This is a genomic window from Plantactinospora sonchi (assembly GCF_036422035.1).
Classification (GTDB): Bacteria; Actinomycetota; Actinomycetes; order Mycobacteriales; family Micromonosporaceae; genus Plantactinospora; species Plantactinospora sonchi.
Genome location: NZ_JAZGQK010000013.1, coordinates 82,150 through 98,692, shown reverse-complemented (window position 1 = coordinate 98,692; position 16,543 = coordinate 82,150). Strand labels below are relative to the sequence as shown.

16 protein-coding genes and 1 pseudogene are annotated in these 16,543 nt (G+C 67.0%); 14 read left to right on the top strand and 3 right to left on the bottom strand.

Annotation, left to right across the window (positions count from 1 at the left end; all coding sequences use genetic code 11):
* The first annotated feature begins 167 nt into the window (after nucleotides 1–167).
* From V1633_RS16940 to V1633_RS16930, 3 genes are all read left to right on the top strand, one after another.
* Nucleotides 168–695, top strand: a complete 528-nt coding sequence (locus V1633_RS16940) for a DUF6244 family protein (RefSeq protein WP_331215303.1) — start codon at nucleotides 168–170, stop codon at nucleotides 693–695.
* Nucleotides 696–859: 164 nt separating this feature from the next.
* The gene (locus tag V1633_RS16935; RefSeq protein WP_331215302.1) at nucleotides 860–1,282 is read left to right on the top strand and encodes a CdiA C-terminal domain-containing protein; all 423 of its coding nucleotides are present in this window, start codon (nucleotides 860–862) and stop codon (nucleotides 1,280–1,282) included.
* Between the two features lie 3 nt (nucleotides 1,283–1,285).
* Nucleotides 1,286–1,750, top strand: a complete 465-nt coding sequence (locus V1633_RS16930; protein WP_331215301.1) for a SitI3 family protein — start codon at nucleotides 1,286–1,288, stop codon at nucleotides 1,748–1,750.
* A 45-nt stretch (nucleotides 1,751–1,795) separates the two neighbouring features.
* Here V1633_RS16930 and V1633_RS16925 read toward each other — a convergent pair whose 3' ends face one another.
* Nucleotides 1,796–2,782, bottom strand: a complete 987-nt coding sequence (locus V1633_RS16925; protein ID WP_331215300.1) for an FAD-dependent oxidoreductase — start codon at nucleotides 2,780–2,782, stop codon at nucleotides 1,796–1,798.
* Between the two features lie 375 nt (nucleotides 2,783–3,157).
* Between V1633_RS16925 and V1633_RS16920 the strand changes: the two genes are divergently transcribed.
* The 9 genes from V1633_RS16920 to V1633_RS16880 all read left to right on the top strand — a co-directional run bounded on the left by V1633_RS16920 (nucleotide 3,158) and on the right by V1633_RS16880 (nucleotide 11,834).
* A complete protein-coding gene (locus V1633_RS16920) occupies nucleotides 3,158–4,276 on the top strand; it encodes a hypothetical protein (RefSeq protein ID WP_331215299.1) in 1,119 nt (372 codons plus the stop codon).
* Nucleotides 4,276–6,420, top strand: a complete 2,145-nt coding sequence (locus tag V1633_RS16915; protein WP_331215298.1) for a phosphoketolase family protein — start codon at nucleotides 4,276–4,278, stop codon at nucleotides 6,418–6,420. Before V1633_RS16920 ends, V1633_RS16915 begins: the two co-directional genes overlap by 1 nt.
* Complete coding sequence (locus tag V1633_RS16910) at nucleotides 6,417–7,469, top strand: enolase C-terminal domain-like protein (protein ID WP_331215297.1); 1,053 nt, start codon at nucleotides 6,417–6,419, stop codon at nucleotides 7,467–7,469. Before V1633_RS16915 ends, V1633_RS16910 begins: the two co-directional genes overlap by 4 nt.
* A gap of 68 nt (nucleotides 7,470–7,537) precedes the next feature.
* Complete coding sequence (locus V1633_RS16905) at nucleotides 7,538–7,966, top strand: hypothetical protein (RefSeq protein WP_331215296.1); 429 nt, start codon at nucleotides 7,538–7,540, stop codon at nucleotides 7,964–7,966.
* Nucleotides 7,956–8,621 carry an HAD family hydrolase gene (locus V1633_RS16900; protein ID WP_331215295.1) on the top strand — a complete coding sequence of 222 codons (666 nt, stop codon included), beginning with the start codon at nucleotides 7,956–7,958 and terminating at the stop codon, nucleotides 8,619–8,621. The genes V1633_RS16905 and V1633_RS16900 overlap by 11 nt, the downstream gene beginning before the upstream one ends.
* Nucleotides 8,618–9,409, top strand: a complete 792-nt coding sequence (locus tag V1633_RS16895; protein WP_331215294.1) for a class I SAM-dependent methyltransferase — start codon at nucleotides 8,618–8,620, stop codon at nucleotides 9,407–9,409. The genes V1633_RS16900 and V1633_RS16895 overlap by 4 nt, the downstream gene beginning before the upstream one ends.
* Nucleotides 9,406–10,203: a creatininase family protein gene (locus V1633_RS16890; protein WP_331215293.1), complete on the top strand. Its 798-nt coding sequence runs from the start codon at nucleotides 9,406–9,408 to the stop codon at nucleotides 10,201–10,203. The genes V1633_RS16895 and V1633_RS16890 overlap by 4 nt, the downstream gene beginning before the upstream one ends.
* A gap of 16 nt (nucleotides 10,204–10,219) precedes the next feature.
* Nucleotides 10,220–10,972 carry a phytanoyl-CoA dioxygenase family protein gene (locus V1633_RS16885; protein WP_331215292.1) on the top strand — a complete coding sequence of 251 codons (753 nt, stop codon included), beginning with the start codon at nucleotides 10,220–10,222 and terminating at the stop codon, nucleotides 10,970–10,972.
* A 265-nt stretch (nucleotides 10,973–11,237) separates the two neighbouring features.
* Complete coding sequence (locus tag V1633_RS16880; RefSeq protein WP_331215291.1) at nucleotides 11,238–11,834, top strand: L-threonylcarbamoyladenylate synthase; 597 nt, start codon at nucleotides 11,238–11,240, stop codon at nucleotides 11,832–11,834.
* A 25-nt stretch (nucleotides 11,835–11,859) separates the two neighbouring features.
* Here V1633_RS16880 and V1633_RS16875 read toward each other — a convergent pair.
* Nucleotides 11,860–12,114, bottom strand: a pseudogene (locus V1633_RS16875) (DUF296 domain-containing protein); the annotation flags it as partial.
* Between the two features lie 178 nt (nucleotides 12,115–12,292).
* Here V1633_RS16875 and V1633_RS16870 point away from each other — a divergent pair.
* Nucleotides 12,293–13,558: a helix-turn-helix domain-containing protein gene (locus V1633_RS16870; protein ID WP_331215290.1), complete on the top strand. Its 1,266-nt coding sequence runs from the start codon at nucleotides 12,293–12,295 to the stop codon at nucleotides 13,556–13,558.
* Here the strand turns inward: V1633_RS16870 and V1633_RS16865 are convergent.
* A complete protein-coding gene (locus V1633_RS16865) occupies nucleotides 13,545–15,353 on the bottom strand; it encodes a S9 family peptidase (RefSeq protein ID WP_331215289.1) in 1,809 nt (602 codons plus the stop codon). The two genes, V1633_RS16870 and V1633_RS16865, sit on opposite strands and share 14 nt — an antisense overlap.
* A 517-nt stretch (nucleotides 15,354–15,870) precedes the next feature.
* On the opposite strand from V1633_RS16865, the gene V1633_RS16860 reads away from it, so the two are divergent.
* Nucleotides 15,871–16,500, top strand: a complete 630-nt coding sequence (locus V1633_RS16860; RefSeq protein WP_331215287.1) for a GOLPH3/VPS74 family protein — start codon at nucleotides 15,871–15,873, stop codon at nucleotides 16,498–16,500.
* Nucleotides 16,501–16,543: the final 43 nt, after the last annotated feature.

The window sequence follows — 16,543 nt, the reverse complement described above, 5'->3', positions numbered from 1 at the left end:
GGTGACCATCGGACGCCCGACAGACCGGCGGAGACGGCTTGGAGGTCTTGCGGGGATTCGTACGATTGACAGCGGACTTCGCTCTGCGGCGGTCGTCCCCCCGACCACGTTGCCGGGAGCAGACCGGCTTGCTGATCTCCTGCCCTTCGACGGAGGACTCTGCGAACATGTCGCGAACCGACGCCATCAGCGGCGAACTGCGGTCGATGCGCGCGGGTGTGGACCGGGCCAGGTCGACCGCTTCCGCCACCGCGCAAGAGGCTGAGCAAGTGGCGACGAGGGCCGCAGCCGCAGGATTCAACGGGATCGCCGCCGGCATGTCCCAGGTGCGGGGGGCGATCGGAAACATCCAAGCTGGCTTGGGCAACATCGACGGGGCCATCGATCAGGCTTCCACCTCTGTCGTGGCGGTACCCAGAGAAGCCTCACCTGCCGAGGTGGTCGAGGCGCTGAACCGCGCGGCGGACAGGGTGGGTACAGCGCACGACGGAGTTGGTTCCTCTATCAGCGACGTTGAGGAGGCCCGGACACTCGTCGTCCGGGTGCTGCAGGGTGGTGATCCCGGGCCGCTGCTCTCCATGCTCGGAACCATCAAGGAGATCCTGTCGCTGGTGGCTCAACAGGGCAGCGCCGTCAAGCAGTCACTCGCCTCGGCCGTCAACGATGCACGCCGGACGGGCAACTCGGGAAACTAGGCCGGGCTGGCGGCAACTCGCCGACCAGCCCGGCGCCGGTCTCACCTGATGCCTCCGCCGGGCGAACCAGGGCAGCGAACAGCGCCGATCTCGCCTGGAACAGGCCGCCCACCGGCCGACCCGGCGGATCACCGACGGGCTCACGGACCAGGATCGGTGCACGGTTGGACGCCAGTGGGCGCCGTTCGTTGGAACGGGAGAATGAGTGCGCGGACGTGCTGGCCGACCGTGGCTACCACGTGCACCAGAATCCGAGCCGTCGCGAGGTGGCCGAGGCACGGGCACAGACCGGCGATCGCGGAAATCCGGGAAAGGACCCAGACTATCTGGTCGAGGGACACGTTTTCGACTGCTACGCGCCGGGAGAGACGAAGTCGGTACGGGGTGTCTGGAGCGGCGTGCGGGACAAGGTCGAGGACGGGCAGACTGAGCGTGTCGTACTCAATCTCGGTGACTGGCGGGGCGACCTCGATGCCTTGCGGAAGCAGTTCGACGACTGGCCCGTGGACAACCTCAAGGAACTGGTGGCGCTAACGCCGACCGGTAAGCTCGTGAAAATCGTGGCGCACCCCGACGCGAAAGGCTGACAGATGGCTATCGAATACCGGTTGACGCTTGCCGGGAAGATCCCTCTCGATCAGTTGGTCGAGTGTGCAGTGCCAGACCCGGCCGAGCGGCCGACGCCGACCGAGACGCCAGGGCTACTCACCGCCGACCTGCACGATCAGCAGGGGTTCACCCTCATCGTGCGGCCCGGCCACGACGGGTACTACGAGGCCGAGGACGACGACGCGACGACTTGGGTATGGGAGCCGGACAGCTACGTCAACGTCACATTCCGAATGGCCAAGGAGAGCCCTGTCGAGAACGGCATTTCCAACATGCTGGCCGTGGTATCCCGCGTACTCACCTGTCGACGAGAGGACGCCGCACTAATCCTCAACGGCGACGTGCTGCTGTTAACCCGGTTTGACGGGGTTCTCCGGAAGCACCGTAGGGCGTTGTGGTGGGACCACTACGGCTTCACCGATAACGTCCTCGTCCCAGGCGAATGAACTAATCTGTTGCCGCCACCGCAGCGCCGCTGGCCGCGATCCTGCTTAATCATAAGCGCTCAATCGATACCCGCTAACCTTGGAGAATTCTTCGGTGACCTCTGCCGCGCACCCGAAGGAAAGGGATACTCCTGCACCGCCGTGGCCGTAATTATGGATCATCCGTGCGCCATCGAACTCCTGCTCCTCGAGCCGGACGTACGGCCGTGTCGGACGTAGACCGACTCGGTGCTCGATGACCTGGGCGCCTCGGAGGCGTGGCTCGACCTCGGCGCAGCGGGTGACGATCGCCGCGGCGGTGTCCGGATCCGGTTCCCGGCTCCACTCGCCGGGCTGGGCGATACCGCCGAGGACGACGGTCTCGCCCTGCGGATAGAAGTGCAGCAGGTCGGGCGAGGGGCCGGTGTCCTCGGAGAAGAACTCACTGATCCCGGGGTTCTCGACCACGACGAGCTGTCCGCGGATCGGTGTCAGGTCAGGGTCGGGCACGAGGTCCCGCGCCCCCATGCCGGCGCAGTTCACGACGACGGGCGCAACCCCGAGGGCCTGGTCGAGCGAGTCGATCCGGCAAATCTCGATGTTGCCGCCGACTTCCTCCAGCCGCTGTCGCAGGTAGCCGAGGTAGACCGGCATGGCGACGATCGGCGCCGTGTACCGCCATCCGGTGGCGAAGCCGTCGGGCAGTTCGTCTGCTTCACACATCCGGAATCCGTCGAGCTGGTGCCCCCACTCCGGCGGATCGACCGGTTTACGGGACGCCTCAACACCGGGGACAAGGCGCACCCCAGTCCTCGCGTCGGTGGCGAGTTGCCGCAGAACCTCAAGGGTCTGGGCACTCCAGAGACGTACCCGGTCGACGGGTTCGACGTGGTACGGACCCCACATCGCCCCGGCGGCGTACGACGTGGTTCGCTCGGGTAGCTCGGCTGCCCAGACCGTGACCCGCATTCCGGCTTCGGCAAGGCAGACGGCACTGGTCAGGCCAGACACACCAGCGCCGATCACCAAGACGTCGACGTCGCTGCGGCTCATCGATCGACCGTAGTGTCAGGCCCGCTGCCGCGCGAGCGCGTTCTCCAGCTCGGGCAGCAGGTCGGCGACGGCCGGGGCGCGCTTACGGCGGCGGCGTAGGCGTACGCGAGGCGGGACAGCACGGAGGCGTGGACGCTCGCGGGTGACCGTTCCGCGACCCGGCGGGCGGCCTCGCCGAGGCAGAGTCCGTCGTCGGCGTCGCCGAGCGAGGCTGCCTGCAATCGAGTCCGCGCCGTTCATGGCATGCGGACAAGGTAGCTGTCCGCATGCGGAGCGTTGTGCGTGGTGCCGTGGTCCGAGTGAATTGATGGACCTGTGCTGCTCCAAGACAGCCGCAGGGACCTCCGGGCTCAACGTGCGGACAAAGGAGCGATCGTGTCGGTCACCCCCAACGCCACACTGGCCAATAACGCACCCATCACTGTTGGACAGCTCGAACGATGCGCGATACGACACTCCGTACCCGTCGAGGACGCACTCCTGATAGCCGTCAACCTGTACGGGATCTCGTCCGACCAGGATCGGCGTCGCGCTCGGCTCACCGTCCGGCTCACGAGGCAACCGCAGGTGTCGTGGCAGGTGATCGTGCCCCTCAACGCCGACGTTTCGCCGTTCAAGCTGCACGACGGGAACCTCACGCTCCAGGGAAAGCTCGTTGCCCAGGTCGAGCGGATTGACGCCGACGAGGCGGTGGGCGGTTACTTCCGCCGGGGTGGGCGCGCCGCGACCCTGAACCCGAACGCCCGTAGTCGCTGCACCGGGTGCGCGTTCTGCCCCAACACCTTGGAGGCGGCCGCCGATCCCCGGCTGACCGAGGACCGAGGGTTGGACGAACTACTCGCTGCACTGGTCGAGCAGCACCCCCGTCGAGACCTCACAGAGCTACGGGAGGTGACGGTTTCGACCGGCTGCTTTGAACGTGAATCATCCGCAGTGCACCATCTGCTCGGACTGCGGGCTGCGCTTGCCCGACACGGAATCTCGGCTCGGATCGGGTTCTTGACGTCGGTCATCCGCAGCCTTGATGCCTTCCAGGAGTTGGCCGCTGGCGTGGCGCCATTCGTGCTTCGGCTGACGGCGGAGTGCTTCACCCGACGGGATCTGCTGCTCAAGGCGAGCAAGGCCGAAGTGTCCAGGGCCGAGATGCCTGGCGTGCTCGTCCGAGCGCGCCAGGCCGGCTTGGATGCGTCGTACACCTATATCGTCGGGCTCGATCCGCTGACCGACCTGGTCGCTGGGATCACCGAACTCGGCCGGCACATCACGGACTTTCCGAACTTCCAGGTGTACCAGGCACATAACTCGATCATGGCCGGTTTGCGGTCGCCGGGAGCGATCGACCTGGAGTTTTATCTGGAGGCGCGGCGTGCCATAGAGGCAGTCATCGGGCCGACAGGTCTCCGACCGGCGGCGTGGGAGTGCTACCGGCCGCTGTGGTACTTCACCTTCGACGGCGAGGCGCTACCCGACTTCTCGGCTCCGGGAGCGGCGTGATGACGGATTTCGCGCAGCTGGCCGACGCTCTCTGGCGCGCTGTCACATATGTAAGCGTGGCGCAACTCCACCTGGAGTCGAACCCGTTGCTGACCGAACCGCTGGTCCCCGAACAGGTTAAGAACCGTCCGTCGGGACACTGGGGAACGGTGCCGGGCGTCGCGTTCGTCCTGAGCCACGTGATGTTGGCAGGAGCGAGCATCGATGACGAACTCGTGCCAATAATCGGTGCTGGCCACGCTGGCGTCGCCCAGGTCGCGATGGCCTGGCTCACCGGCGATCTTGCCAGGGTACGGCCCCGCTTCGGCGCGGACGCCAAGGGTCTTTCCCGGCTCGTCGCCGCATTTCCCGATCTCGACGGACTCGGTGCCGAGGTGTCACCGTCGTTACCAGGCGGCTGGTACCTCGGCGGGCAAATCGGCGGCGCGCTCGCCTTCGCTCAGGGCGCGGCGCTCGACGCCCCCGATCGGATCCTGGTGCCGGTGCTCGGCGACGGCGAGTGCGAGACGCCGGCAACGGCGGCAGCATGGCTGACCGGCCGCGCGCTGGCCGACCGTACCCGGGTGTTGCCCATCATCCAGGTCAACGGCTTCCGCATGGGGAGCCAGTCGCTCCTCGGAGCGATGGACGATGACGCACTGCGGGGGTACGCCACCGGACTGGGTTGGCGGTCGAGCGTTGTCCACCTCAACGCGGCGGGTCTCGGGGAACACCAGAGCTTTCGCGCGGCGCTCGTCGCAGCGGTCACCGCGGTCCGGGAGCAGCTTCCGACAGCGATATTCCTCCGGTGCACCAAGGGGTGGAGCGGCCCGGCGGAACTGGCGGCGCGCCCGCTCCTGGGCACCCCACTCACCCACAAGACGCCTCTCACGGACCCCCGGCGACACCCGGATCAGCTGGCCACGCTTCGGCAGTGGCTTGCCTCGTACCGCCCGGCGGAGCTCTTCACCGCCAACGGGACCGCGACGGGCGCACTGGCCGAGGCCGTCCGGGTCGTGCAGGGTCGTGTGCGACCACGCCGTACGGCGCGACACTCCTCAGCCGGTGAGCCTCCGACACCTGTCCGATACGGCTGCTTCGCCAGTGCGGTGACCGCTGTACTCCGAAAGCATGCCGGCGACGGAGACTTCCATCTGTTCAGTCCCGACGAACTGGCATCGAACCGACTGGGCGACCTTGCCCAGGAGCCCTGGGCTACCGAGGTGCTCGCGGAGGAAGTCCTGCTGAGCTGGCTCGCTGGCTGGACTGCCACAGGCCGCCGCGGCCTGCTCGTCTCGTACGAAGCCTTCGCTCCGCTGCTGCTGACCGGGCTCGTCCAACTGCTCAAGCAGTACCGGGTCATGGCGGCGTCGGAGAAGAGACCGAGCCTGAACCTGTTGCTCACCTCGTACGGGTGGCACAACACCTACACCCACGGCGACCCGTCGTTGACGACGGCCCTGCTGGCGACACAAGACCCGGCAGTCCGGGTGCTGACCCCCGCAGATCCGAGTCGGCTCGCAGTGGTGCTCGACCGCGCGCTCAACTCGGTCGGTCAGGTGAACGTCATTCTCGCGGGCAAGCACCCCACCGACGAGCAACCGCTGGAAACCGTCGAGCAGGAGTGCGCTCGTGGCCTGGCGGTCTGGCCGCACACAAGCGACGATGGCGAGCCGGACCTTGTTATTCTCGCCGCTGGCGACCTGCCCGCAACGATCGCCCGCCCGGCGGCACTGGCCCTCAGGCAACGCCGGGGCCTCAGGGTCCGGGTCGTCGGCGTACAGGATTTGACCACCCTCGGAGACCCGGCAATCTGGCCGTCCGGGCTGTCGGCTGCCGAGATTCGGCACTACTTCGGTGCTACCGCGCCACTTGTCATCGCAACGCTCGGCCACCGTGCGGCAGTTTGGGGTCTGATCGAGGGCCGGCTGCGCCGACCGGTGACGGTGATTGGGTGGTGTGAACCGGCTGGGCCAATGTCGCAGCACCGGCTGGCGGAGACCGCCGGAATGGACGTGGCCGGACTATCCGCGGCGGCGGAACGCCTGCTGACGGCACGCTGGGCCGGGGAAGGCCGACGAGCGCTGTCAGCGGACGGAAACACCAGTAAGGCCCGAACAACCACTCCTGTGCCGGCCGAGCCTGTGGACGGAATCCCCGCATGAACCAGCCTCGGATCGAGAGCATCGAAATCATCGACTACTCGGATCTGGTGGGGTCGGGCGACGACGCCCACCTCGTCGCGGTGCGTGCCGCCGGACATACGGGCTGGTACGGGCCGGTGAGCGGCCCAGCCGCAGCGCTGCTTGATGCCTGCGTCGCGTCATTGGCGATCGGCGCTTCCGTTGTTGACCATGACCGTCTGTTGGTCCAGTTACAGCGCGGCCTGGGTGCACCGCTCGGAGCCGTGGCCTCATGGGCCATCGGTGCGCTGGATTGCGCGGTTTGGGATCTTCATGGCCGACTGGAAGGAAGCCCCGTCTCGGTGCTACTCGGGGCGTCCGGTGACCAGACCGCCGTACCGGCGTACGCCTCGTGGTTACGCCTCGATGTCAGCGTCGGGTCCACCGCACATCTTGTTCGGCGCGTCGCCAATCAGGGATGGCGGTCCACCAAGTGGGGCCTTCGACCGGACCCGCGACTGGAAATCGAGGCCGACGCCAAGCGGTTGGCGCTAGTCGTTCAACGGGTCAGCGAGGCTGCGGGCGCACCGACTGCTTTCGATGCACTCTGGGCCTGGGATGAGGCGCTGATGCTGCGTTTCAGCGAGCTGGTAGACCCCGCGAGGTTGGTCTGGCTGGAGGAACCGCTGGACACGTATGACATGGAGGGCTATGGGCTCCTGACTGCCTCGCATCCACCGTTGGCGCTGGGTGAGCGCTTGCGCTTGGGCGACGACCCAACGCCGTTGTTGGGCCTGCGGGCGCTGAGCGCGTTCACCCTCGACGTGGTCGGCTGCGGCGGTCTCACCGCAGCGTTGTCCTTGGTGAGGCGGGCGATCGCCGCTGGCGTACCGGTGTACCCGCACGGGCGGTCCCTCGTTCCGGCCGTGCACCTGGCCGCCGCGTTCCCTGACAACGTGCTGGCGGTCGAGTACCAGATGCAGTGGGAACCTCGGCGGCAGACGTTGTTCACGGACCCAATCCGGCACGACGCCGGCCGGCTCCTCGTGCCCGAGGCGCCAGGCCTTGGCCTCACACCCAGGAGGCAATGATGCCAGCGAGTGCTACCAGCGTGGCCGTTGCCGGGGCGGTCGGTCACGCCGAGGGTGGGGCACAACTCGTGCTCGCCGAGCGGCTCGGCGGCCACGACACCTTCCTCACGGGCGTACTCCAACTCGGTGATCGGCGGATCGCCGTACGGATCATCACGCTCGACGACGTGACGGTACTGCGTCCGGTCGCCCCGGAGGCGTTCGCCGATCTGGCGACAAGCTGCTCTGGGGTACTGCACCTACCGCATGGCAGCCGACGGCGCGCGATACCCGCTGATCTGGCAGCGGCAGCAGCCCGGCATCAGCGGGCGCTCGATCACCTCGACGACGCTGAACTCCGCTACGCGCTGACGTTCCTCGAAGAGGCAGCCACGAGTCATATCCGGCAGGCCCGCATCGATGCAATCGTCGCCGCGATCCCTGCGATGGATCCGTTCGCCGGACAGGCGACTGACGAAACGGCACGATCGGGGCAGGGATCCGCGAATGCCGGCTGAGTCACCAGCGCTCGTCACCATGGACGTCGGCGGCACCCTGGGCATCGCTGAGCGCCCTGGCATCACCGCCGCACTGGTGGCCGCGTCCCCGCTGGACCCTCGTGACGCTGTCCGCCTGCTGCGGCAGCGGCTGCACACCGCGTCCGCAATCACTGACCAGCTTGTTGACGAGGTATGCCGGGCTCTCCGCCTACCTCCTACCAAATTCCCCCGCAACATGACCCCCGCACCGTTACGTCTATTCCCTGAGGTGCCGCAGGCGCTCGAACGGATCAGCGCCGTGCTTCCGGTGGTGACACTGTCGAACGTCACCTGCATCGAGGCAGAGCCTGAACGATTGAAGTCGATGTTGTCGCTGTGGGTGGCCGATCACTTCCCGTCTTGTCGTATCGGCTATGCCAAACCCGATCGTCGAGCTTTCCAGGTAGTCGCATCTCGGTGGGGCCTGAACACGCGCCAGATCGTGCATATCGGGGACCACTGGGAGTGTGACATTCTCGGCGCTATCCACGCCGGGGCGCGCGCGATCTGGATTTCCAAAGGCCGTGCACTGCCCGAAGCAAACCGGTTCGTTAGGTCAGACGTGCTGGTAGCGGCCAATCTCGGCGCTGCTGCGGAACACGTGCGTGACCTGTGTATGAGGAGGCCTCGATGAGTACGTTCGCCGGAACCGTGGAGCACTACCGCAGGTACCGTCCCGGGATCCCAGCAGCTGTCACCGACGTCCTGACCGCGGCGGCGCCAGAGCGTCGCCCGCGACGCCTGCTGGACGTGGGGACCGGCACGGGCCTGGTCGTTGAGGCGCTGCTCCCCCACTTCGACGACATCCTCGCCATCGACACCGACTCCGACATGTTGGCCGCAGCGGAAGCGGTGCTCAGGCCGCAGGTGCCGGGCGGAACCCTGATGGCCCTGCGACGCTGTGCCGCTGAGGAGTTCACGCCGCCAGACGACTGGCGCGCCGACCTTGTGACCATCTGTCGCGCGTTTCACTGGCTTGACCAGGCTGGGGTACTACGGCAACTGGACGACCAGGTGGCCCCAGACGGCGCTGTCGCGATCTTCGGAGACAACAGCTTCTGGGCTGCGGGCAGTCCCTGGAAGTCCGCGATCCGTGAGATGATCCAGGACTTCCTGGGCAAGGAGCGCCGCGCTGGCGCCGGGGTGTTCCGTCACCACGACCGGCCGTACAGCGAGATAATGCAAGAATCAGCCTTCAACGACGTCCAAGAGATGCGGGTGGCGGTCCATCGAGTTTGGTCGGCGGAGAGCATCCTCGGCTACCTCTACTCCACTTCATTTGCCGCGCCTCACCTGTTTGGTGACCGCCTTCCGGAGTTCGAGGCCGCCGTCCGTCACACGCTCGCGAGGTTCAGCGACGACGACACCTTTGACGAGAACAACGAGTTTCTTATCCGCATCGGCCGCCGGAGCCAGCAATGACCACGCGAATTCGCGAGGTCGGACGGCTCGCTACCGATGAGATCCGCTCCGCGCTGACGGAGACATCGGTGCTTTGCCTGCCCATCGGATCCTATGAGCAGCATGGACCGCACCTTCCCCTGTCCACCGACACCGTGATCGCGGAGCAGTTCACCAACTGGCTGGTCCGCCGGTACGGCGCGAGCCATGACCTGTGGGCGCTGCCGGCCATCCCCTACGGGCTCTCACCCGAGCACGCCTGGGCGCCCGGCACGATCACCCTGCCAGTCTCGGTCTTCACGAGCCTTTTGGACACCGTCTGCGCCGAATACGTTCGTTCCACCAATGTTCGTAACCTTCTCATGGTCAACGGACATGGCGGAAACCGCGGCATCCTCGAGGCCATCGTCTACGAGTTGCGTCAGCGCCACCGGGTCAACGTCTGCGTCCTACACCCCAGCTCGATGGCGACCGTCCGGGCCGGCGGAGAATCGCCGGATATCCACGCGGGGCTGCGGGAAACCTCGATGATGCTGGCGCTGTCCCCACAGGACGTACGCCTCGCTCTGCTGCCAGTCGACTACGTTCCCAACCCGAACCAGGTCGCTGACATCCGCCGGCTCGTCCTCGACCGCGGGTGCACCTGGCCCTGGGACTCGGACGATCCCTCAATGGGTCAGCTCGGCATTATCGGCGGAGACGCGCGGCAGGCGTCCGCCGAACTCGGTGAGCAGATAATTTCCAGCGCCCTCGATCGGTGTTCCGATGTCATCGCGCGCCTGACCAAGGCAAACCCGTTGCCGCCAGTACCGTGACCCCTTGGAGGCTTCCATGTCCGCCGCCATCACCCCGCACGAAATGGCTCAATTCGTCCGAGAAGGCATTGTGATCCGGCGAAACTTCGTAGATTCCGAACTCGTCGACCGCGCCCGGTTGTTGATTAATGGCTGGTACCAGGGCAAGATGCAGTCAGACCTTATCGAGTCATATACGCAGCGCACATTCGCGCCCGAGTTGGGTACGCACCCAGACATGCTTGCCCTGTTTCACGAATCCGGAATCTTCAACTTGGTGGCCTCGCTCGTTCCGGAAACACAGCCGGTGTCGACGACCCAGATTCAGATCCGTATCCCAGACGCCCAGGGGGCAGCCCAGTCGGCGAAGGCTATGCATGTAGACGGGGTGGCCTGCCCCCATCTCGATCCTGCCGAGCTGCGTACCTTCACACTCCTGGTCGGGGTCGTGTTGTCCGAGGTCACCGACCGAGACAGCGGCGCACTGCGCTACGTGCCAGGTGGTCACCTCCGCATGGCGGAGTGGTTCCGTTCGGAGTGGTCAGCCGGCATGACTGACCAGGTCCCGCCACACATCGACGACGAAGAAGGCACACCGTTGCTCGGACAGCCGGGGGACGTACTGCTGATGCACCACCTTGTCCCGCACGCTGTCGGTCGCAACACGTCCATGACGCCGCGGGTGATGGCGTACTTCCGGGTCGCGCACGCCCGCCACGCTCACCAGCGGCTCGAGGCGCTGCGCGATCCGTGGCTGGAGTACGCACCGCTGCAGCCACTCGCGATCTGACCTGACCTACCAGAATCCTCTTCTGTACTTACTTCTCGGGGCGCAGATCGTCCTACGGTGATCGCCTCTGGGCCGGACGGGGCCCAACTCGCTGCTCTCGACGGGATGACCACGACCGTACGAGCGAGCCGCCCGCTGAACCAGCTGCGGCGCGTCCATGCGCTCACGACCGGTGGTGGCAGCTCATCCGATGATGGAATTCGGCTGACCGGAGATCCAAATGCGTGTCGTATCCCCATCCGAAGTTGACCTCGCGAGGCGGGCCGTGGAGGCCGGCGAGCTTGTCATCATGCCGACGAGTCGGTGGTACATGATCTGCTGTGACGCGGGCGACGCGGATGCCTGCACCCGGATCTTCGCCGCCAAGCGGCGGCCAACCGAGAAGGCAATGGTCCTGGTCGCCCCGTCGATGGACGCCGTACGGCAGCACTTCCGCCTGACCGCGGAGGCGGAGCTTCTGGCGGATGCGTTTTGGCCAGGGGATATGGCGTTGCTGCTTCGATGGCGCGACGCATCCGACGGATCGCGATACCGCATGGTGGGTACACCCTGGGCCTTGGTCACCTATGCCCCTGGCCTGTTGGGGGAACTGGCGGCGAGAGCATCGTGTCTGATCGCCGCCACGACGGCCAACCTCTCTGTCATGGATGCCCCCGGACCATCCATCAACCTTGCCGAAGTCCAGGAGTTCATCGCGAAGTCCGGAGCTGATGTGTCGGTTGCGGTCGACGGAGGGATTTGCCCCACGGCCAACCACCTGACGATAGTGCGCTGCGCAGACGATCGAACGGAACTGGTCCGTGAGGGTGTCGTGCACACCCGTGCGGTCATGTCCGCACTACGGCGCCCTGCCCAGACTTGAGAAGCCCCTGGCTACCTCGCGGCTGTCACTGTCGCATCGTAGGTGATTGGGACGGCGGGCCGAACGTGAGCAGCGGGACGCCGTACAGGTCGGGCTTGCGAGGCCGGGTGATCGGCGGGTCGAGAACTTCGACCAGGAGCATCTCGGTGAGGAACTGGACCCGGGCGGCCAGCAGGTGGCTGGTGTGCGCCGTGGCCGAATGCTCCTTGAGGCCTACCGAGACGTGAATGTGGGGCAGGATCGGGTTCCCGACCGGGTCGTAGGCTCCGATGGTCCTACCGGTCCGCAAAGCCGCCATTCGAGACCCCGCGTGTGGCCAACCCTCGTGTCCGCACCGCCACACTCAACGCCGGACAGAAACGCGAAGGCAAACATCGATGTTGCGTGTGGCGCGAGGGTCGGAAACAATCGGCACTTGCCCGGTCGCTCAGGGCGAGGTCACGAGGACGGCCATCCAGGTGGGACAGGTTCCGAAGCCGTTGGTGCCAGCACGCTCGGTGCTGGACTACGTCGGTGCCCGAATCCGCTACCTGCGCACCACCTGCGGCATGTCGCAGGCCGAGCTTGGTGTGCGGGTCTTCGCCCACCGTGACCTCGTCCGCCGGATCGAGACCGCCGAGCGGATCCCGTCCCGCGAGTTCATCGAACGCTGCGACCAGCAGCTCAATGGAGGCGGCTCCCTGACCCGGCTGTTGCCGCTGATCGAGCGGGAACGGCTGCTGCGCGCGGCCCGGGACGGTGCGACGCCATCCACCACGTTCCGCAGCGCCGCCACTGATCGTCCGGTTCTCGACTGGCTGCTCGCCACACGGTCGAGCAGCCGACGCCCGGCCGCCGACGATGGCGACGTAGCCAACGCTGCGGCCATGCTGGAACGACTGCGCAGCGAAGACCATGTACGGGGTGCCGGCGCGATCTACCCCACGCTGGCCGCGACATTGGATGGCCGGCTGCCGAGCCTCGCCACCATGGCGCCGAACATCGCCACCGGCATGCTGGAACTGGCCGGGTACGAGGCGGTCGACCTGGGCGTCGACGGTCTCGCGCAGCAGCACTACCTCCACGCACTCGACCTGTCGGCCCGCTCCGGGAACCGGCTCTACGGTGGGTACCTCGTCGCGGTGAGCCTGGCTCACCTGGCATTGCACTGCGGCGACCCGGGCCAGGCGTTACGGCTGGCCACCGCCGGGCTCGCAGGCACGGAGGGCCAGGCCACTCCCGCAATCCGGGCCGCGTTACGCACGGTGCTCGCCCGCGCTCACGCCCGCTGCGGCGACGAGGCCGCCTGCGCCGCCGCGCTGCTTCAGGCCGAGGCGGACCTCAGTCGGAGTCGGGCCGGTGACGAGCCCGGGTGGATCAGCTACTTCGGCGAGGCCGACCTCGCCGACGAAAAGGCCCACTGCTTCTTCGACCTGGGACTCTACGAACTCTCGCAGCGGGAGACCGAAACGGCTCTGCGGCTCCTGCCACCGGATCGGGCCCGACGCGTCAGCATCGACACCGCGCTCCAGGCCGCGGCCCTTGCCCGCGCCGGCCAACTGGACAAGGCATGCGCCACCGCACGGCGTGCCGTCGACCACGCCGCCGGGCTCGCCTCGTTCCGTACCACCCATCGCATCGTGCTCATGCTCGCCGAGTTGCAGCCACACGCCGATCTGCCCGAGGTGCGGGAGACCACCGACTACGCCCACGCAGCTCTGCGGCCGCTCGTCACGCCGGCATAGCAACCCCCATTCGTCGCAGCGCCTTCCGATAGGCGGCCAGCTCCGCGTCGAGGGCGGTTTGCTGTGCGGAACCCGACAGATAGTGGCCCACTCCGTCGAATCGAACCAGGTCGGCCAGCAGCCCGCGCTGTTGTAGCGCCGCCGCCAGTCCGTCAACGTCGCCGATCGGCGCCACCTGGTCGGCCGCGCCATGCACCAGCAGCACAGATCGCCGCACCTGCTCCGCGACCACCGGCGATGTCGCCGAGGCCAGGATCGTCGCATGCGGGCGCTGGAACCTCGGTGCGGTCGTCCGCCACCGCTGCGGATCGACGATCGCCGACCGTGCGACCGCGAGCGTGAAGGGACCGTCGTCGCACACCGCTTTCAGCGCGGTATAGCCACCGGCGCTGGCTCCGGAAATGAAAACCGCGTCCGAACGGACCCGCCCGGACGCGATGAGATAGAGGGCGGCGTTTCGGCAGTCCTCTACGTCGAGACGGCCCCAGTTCCCGTCGAGTGCCTTGCGGAACGCGCGGCCGTAGCCGGTGCTGCCCCGGTAGTCGACCTCCGCGACCGCGAAACCGCGGCTGGTGAAGAACTGAATCTCGCGATCGAGCCGCAGCTCGTTCTGATACGTCGGGCCGGCGTGTGGCCGCACTATCAGCGGCGGCGGCCCTCCATCCTCGGCGGACGTGGGTGAATAGAACAGCACGGTGGTCGTCGCACCGTCGGCCCTGACGTGGAGCTGTTCGGGTGCCGACGCCGTGGGCGCCCCGCCTCGGGCGGTCGAACGTCTGATTACCTCGATCTCGTCACTGCCGTCCGTCGCGACCAGCGCGATCTCCGACGCCCGTGTCGGGGAGGCGCCGATCAACGCGACCCTGTCACCCAATGCCGCCAGGTAGGGCTTGATGGACGTGTACGGTGTCTGGATCATTCGACTGCCGCCATCGGGCTCGACAACCGCCAGGTGCTGCTCCGGTCCGGACTGCACCGTCATAGCGACTCGTTGGCCCGGCAGCAGTAGGTAGTTGGCATAGCTGGACTCCCAGGGCGCTGTCGCGCACTCGGCCGGCATCGGTGCCACCGCCTCGGCACGGCCGTCACGCCACCGGTAGAGGTTCCACCAGCCAGACCGGTCCGACATGAAGTACAAGGTGCCGTCAGCGCCCCAGTGCGGCTGAATCGCCGACTCCGTCGGACCACCAGCCACACGTCGCGGCCGCCGGAGCCCCTGGACCGGGCTGTAGTCGGCGATCCAGATCTCGCAGGAGTCCCATGGCATGACGTCGCTGGCCCATTGCATCCACGCCAGGCGGTCCTCGTGGACGCGGGGCGACGCGAGGAAGCCATCCGTGGCCAGTAGTACCCGCAGCCGGCCGGAGGCCGGAGCAAGGGCGATGAGCTGATCGCCACGATCATGCTCGCGCACAACGAGCACCTGACCGTCACCGCCGGCCAGGTCCCCGTACGTGAACGCGTCACTGGTGCGTCCGGATGGAGCGCTGAGCTGGCCAGTGGCCGCGTTCACCGCCACCAGCGCGCCCGAGGTCGTGAACAGATACGGCATGCCGCCGTACGCGTGCAGCGAGCTGCCCACGCTCTCGTCCCGCACGGCGTAGCCGGCGATTCGGGCGGGGTCTGCGCGCACCACGATCGTTCGACCCGTCAGCGGCTGGGTTTCAACCCAACTCAGCCCGACGCCTGTGCTCGCCAACCAGTCGAAACTGGCGCCAGGCTCCGCCGAGTCGGGCTCGACAGGCACTGCCTCAACGTCGATCCCCCCGATTAACGACTCCGCCTCTTCGTCCACCTCTCGATCAGAGCACAGTACGACCGGAAAGTGCAGAACGATCTCGTCGCCAGGGCCGGTCCGGCCGCTCGCACCGGGTACAACCGGCCGGCAGGGGAGCTGGTCCCACCCGCGACGGCACCGGGCGCAGCTGGCCGCGTACATGCGGACACGACGGTTGTCCGCATGAGGACCATTGCAGCGACGTCCAAAATTCGAGCAAATAGATGCGTCGACGAAAGACATCGAAACCCGATGCGTTGGTGCGTCGACTCAGCCCGCTAACCCGACAGGAATTGGTTATGGCGATCATCCCCATTCCGGCGGAGTTCGCAGTCCGCCTCCATCGGCTGGGGGCCGACCTGAAAGACGTGATCAGGTTGTGGGGAATAACAGTGCGTCCTCAGCACGAGTTGACGATCTTTCGTTCGTGTCGCGGGCGTGAGGCTGCCGCCCGCCGTCACTGCCGGGAAGGGCGTGGCGGCGGGCTGGCGCACTACCGCTGTTCCCGACCCTTATCCGATGTGGGTGAGTTGAAGTGCGGTTCGCTGACGACTTCTGGCGTCTGACTCATCACGACGTGACGGGGAAACTCCGGGTGAACGGGCGGGTGGCCGGGCTCGGCCTGGCGGCGTCACTGCTCGCCGAACTCGTCTGGGCCGGGAGGATCGACGCCCGCGACGGGCGCCTCCGGGTGGTCGACCGGAACCCGCCCACCGACGTCCTGGCCCACGCCGTGTTGGAGCAACTCGCTGCCCAGCCGCAGCACACAGCGATACAGGTCTGGCTCGAGTTCCTCGCCGGCGACGCCGACGACCAGGTCGCACAGCGGTTGTGGCGCGGCGGGCACGTCCGCCGGGAGGCGTCGCGTCGGCTTCTGCGGCCCGCCGAGGTGCGGTGGATTCCGGTCGACTGGAACGCCGCCCACTGGCCGACGGCCAGGTTGTCTGTCAATCTGCGCGAGCGCCGACAGATGAGCCAGACGGACGCGTTCCTCGCCCGCCTCGTCGCCGTCAGCGGCCTGGCCGACGAACTGCTACGCGACGCACCCGCGTCCAGCCGGAACTACCTACATCGCCTGGCCGACAGCATCGCCCCACCACTGCGGGAACTGCTGACCCACACCCACGTCGCCGTCGGCCAGGCGGTTCTCGCCTACCGCACCTGACCACCCCGCGCCCCACACCCCTCGAATTCGGAGGCCATCCTCG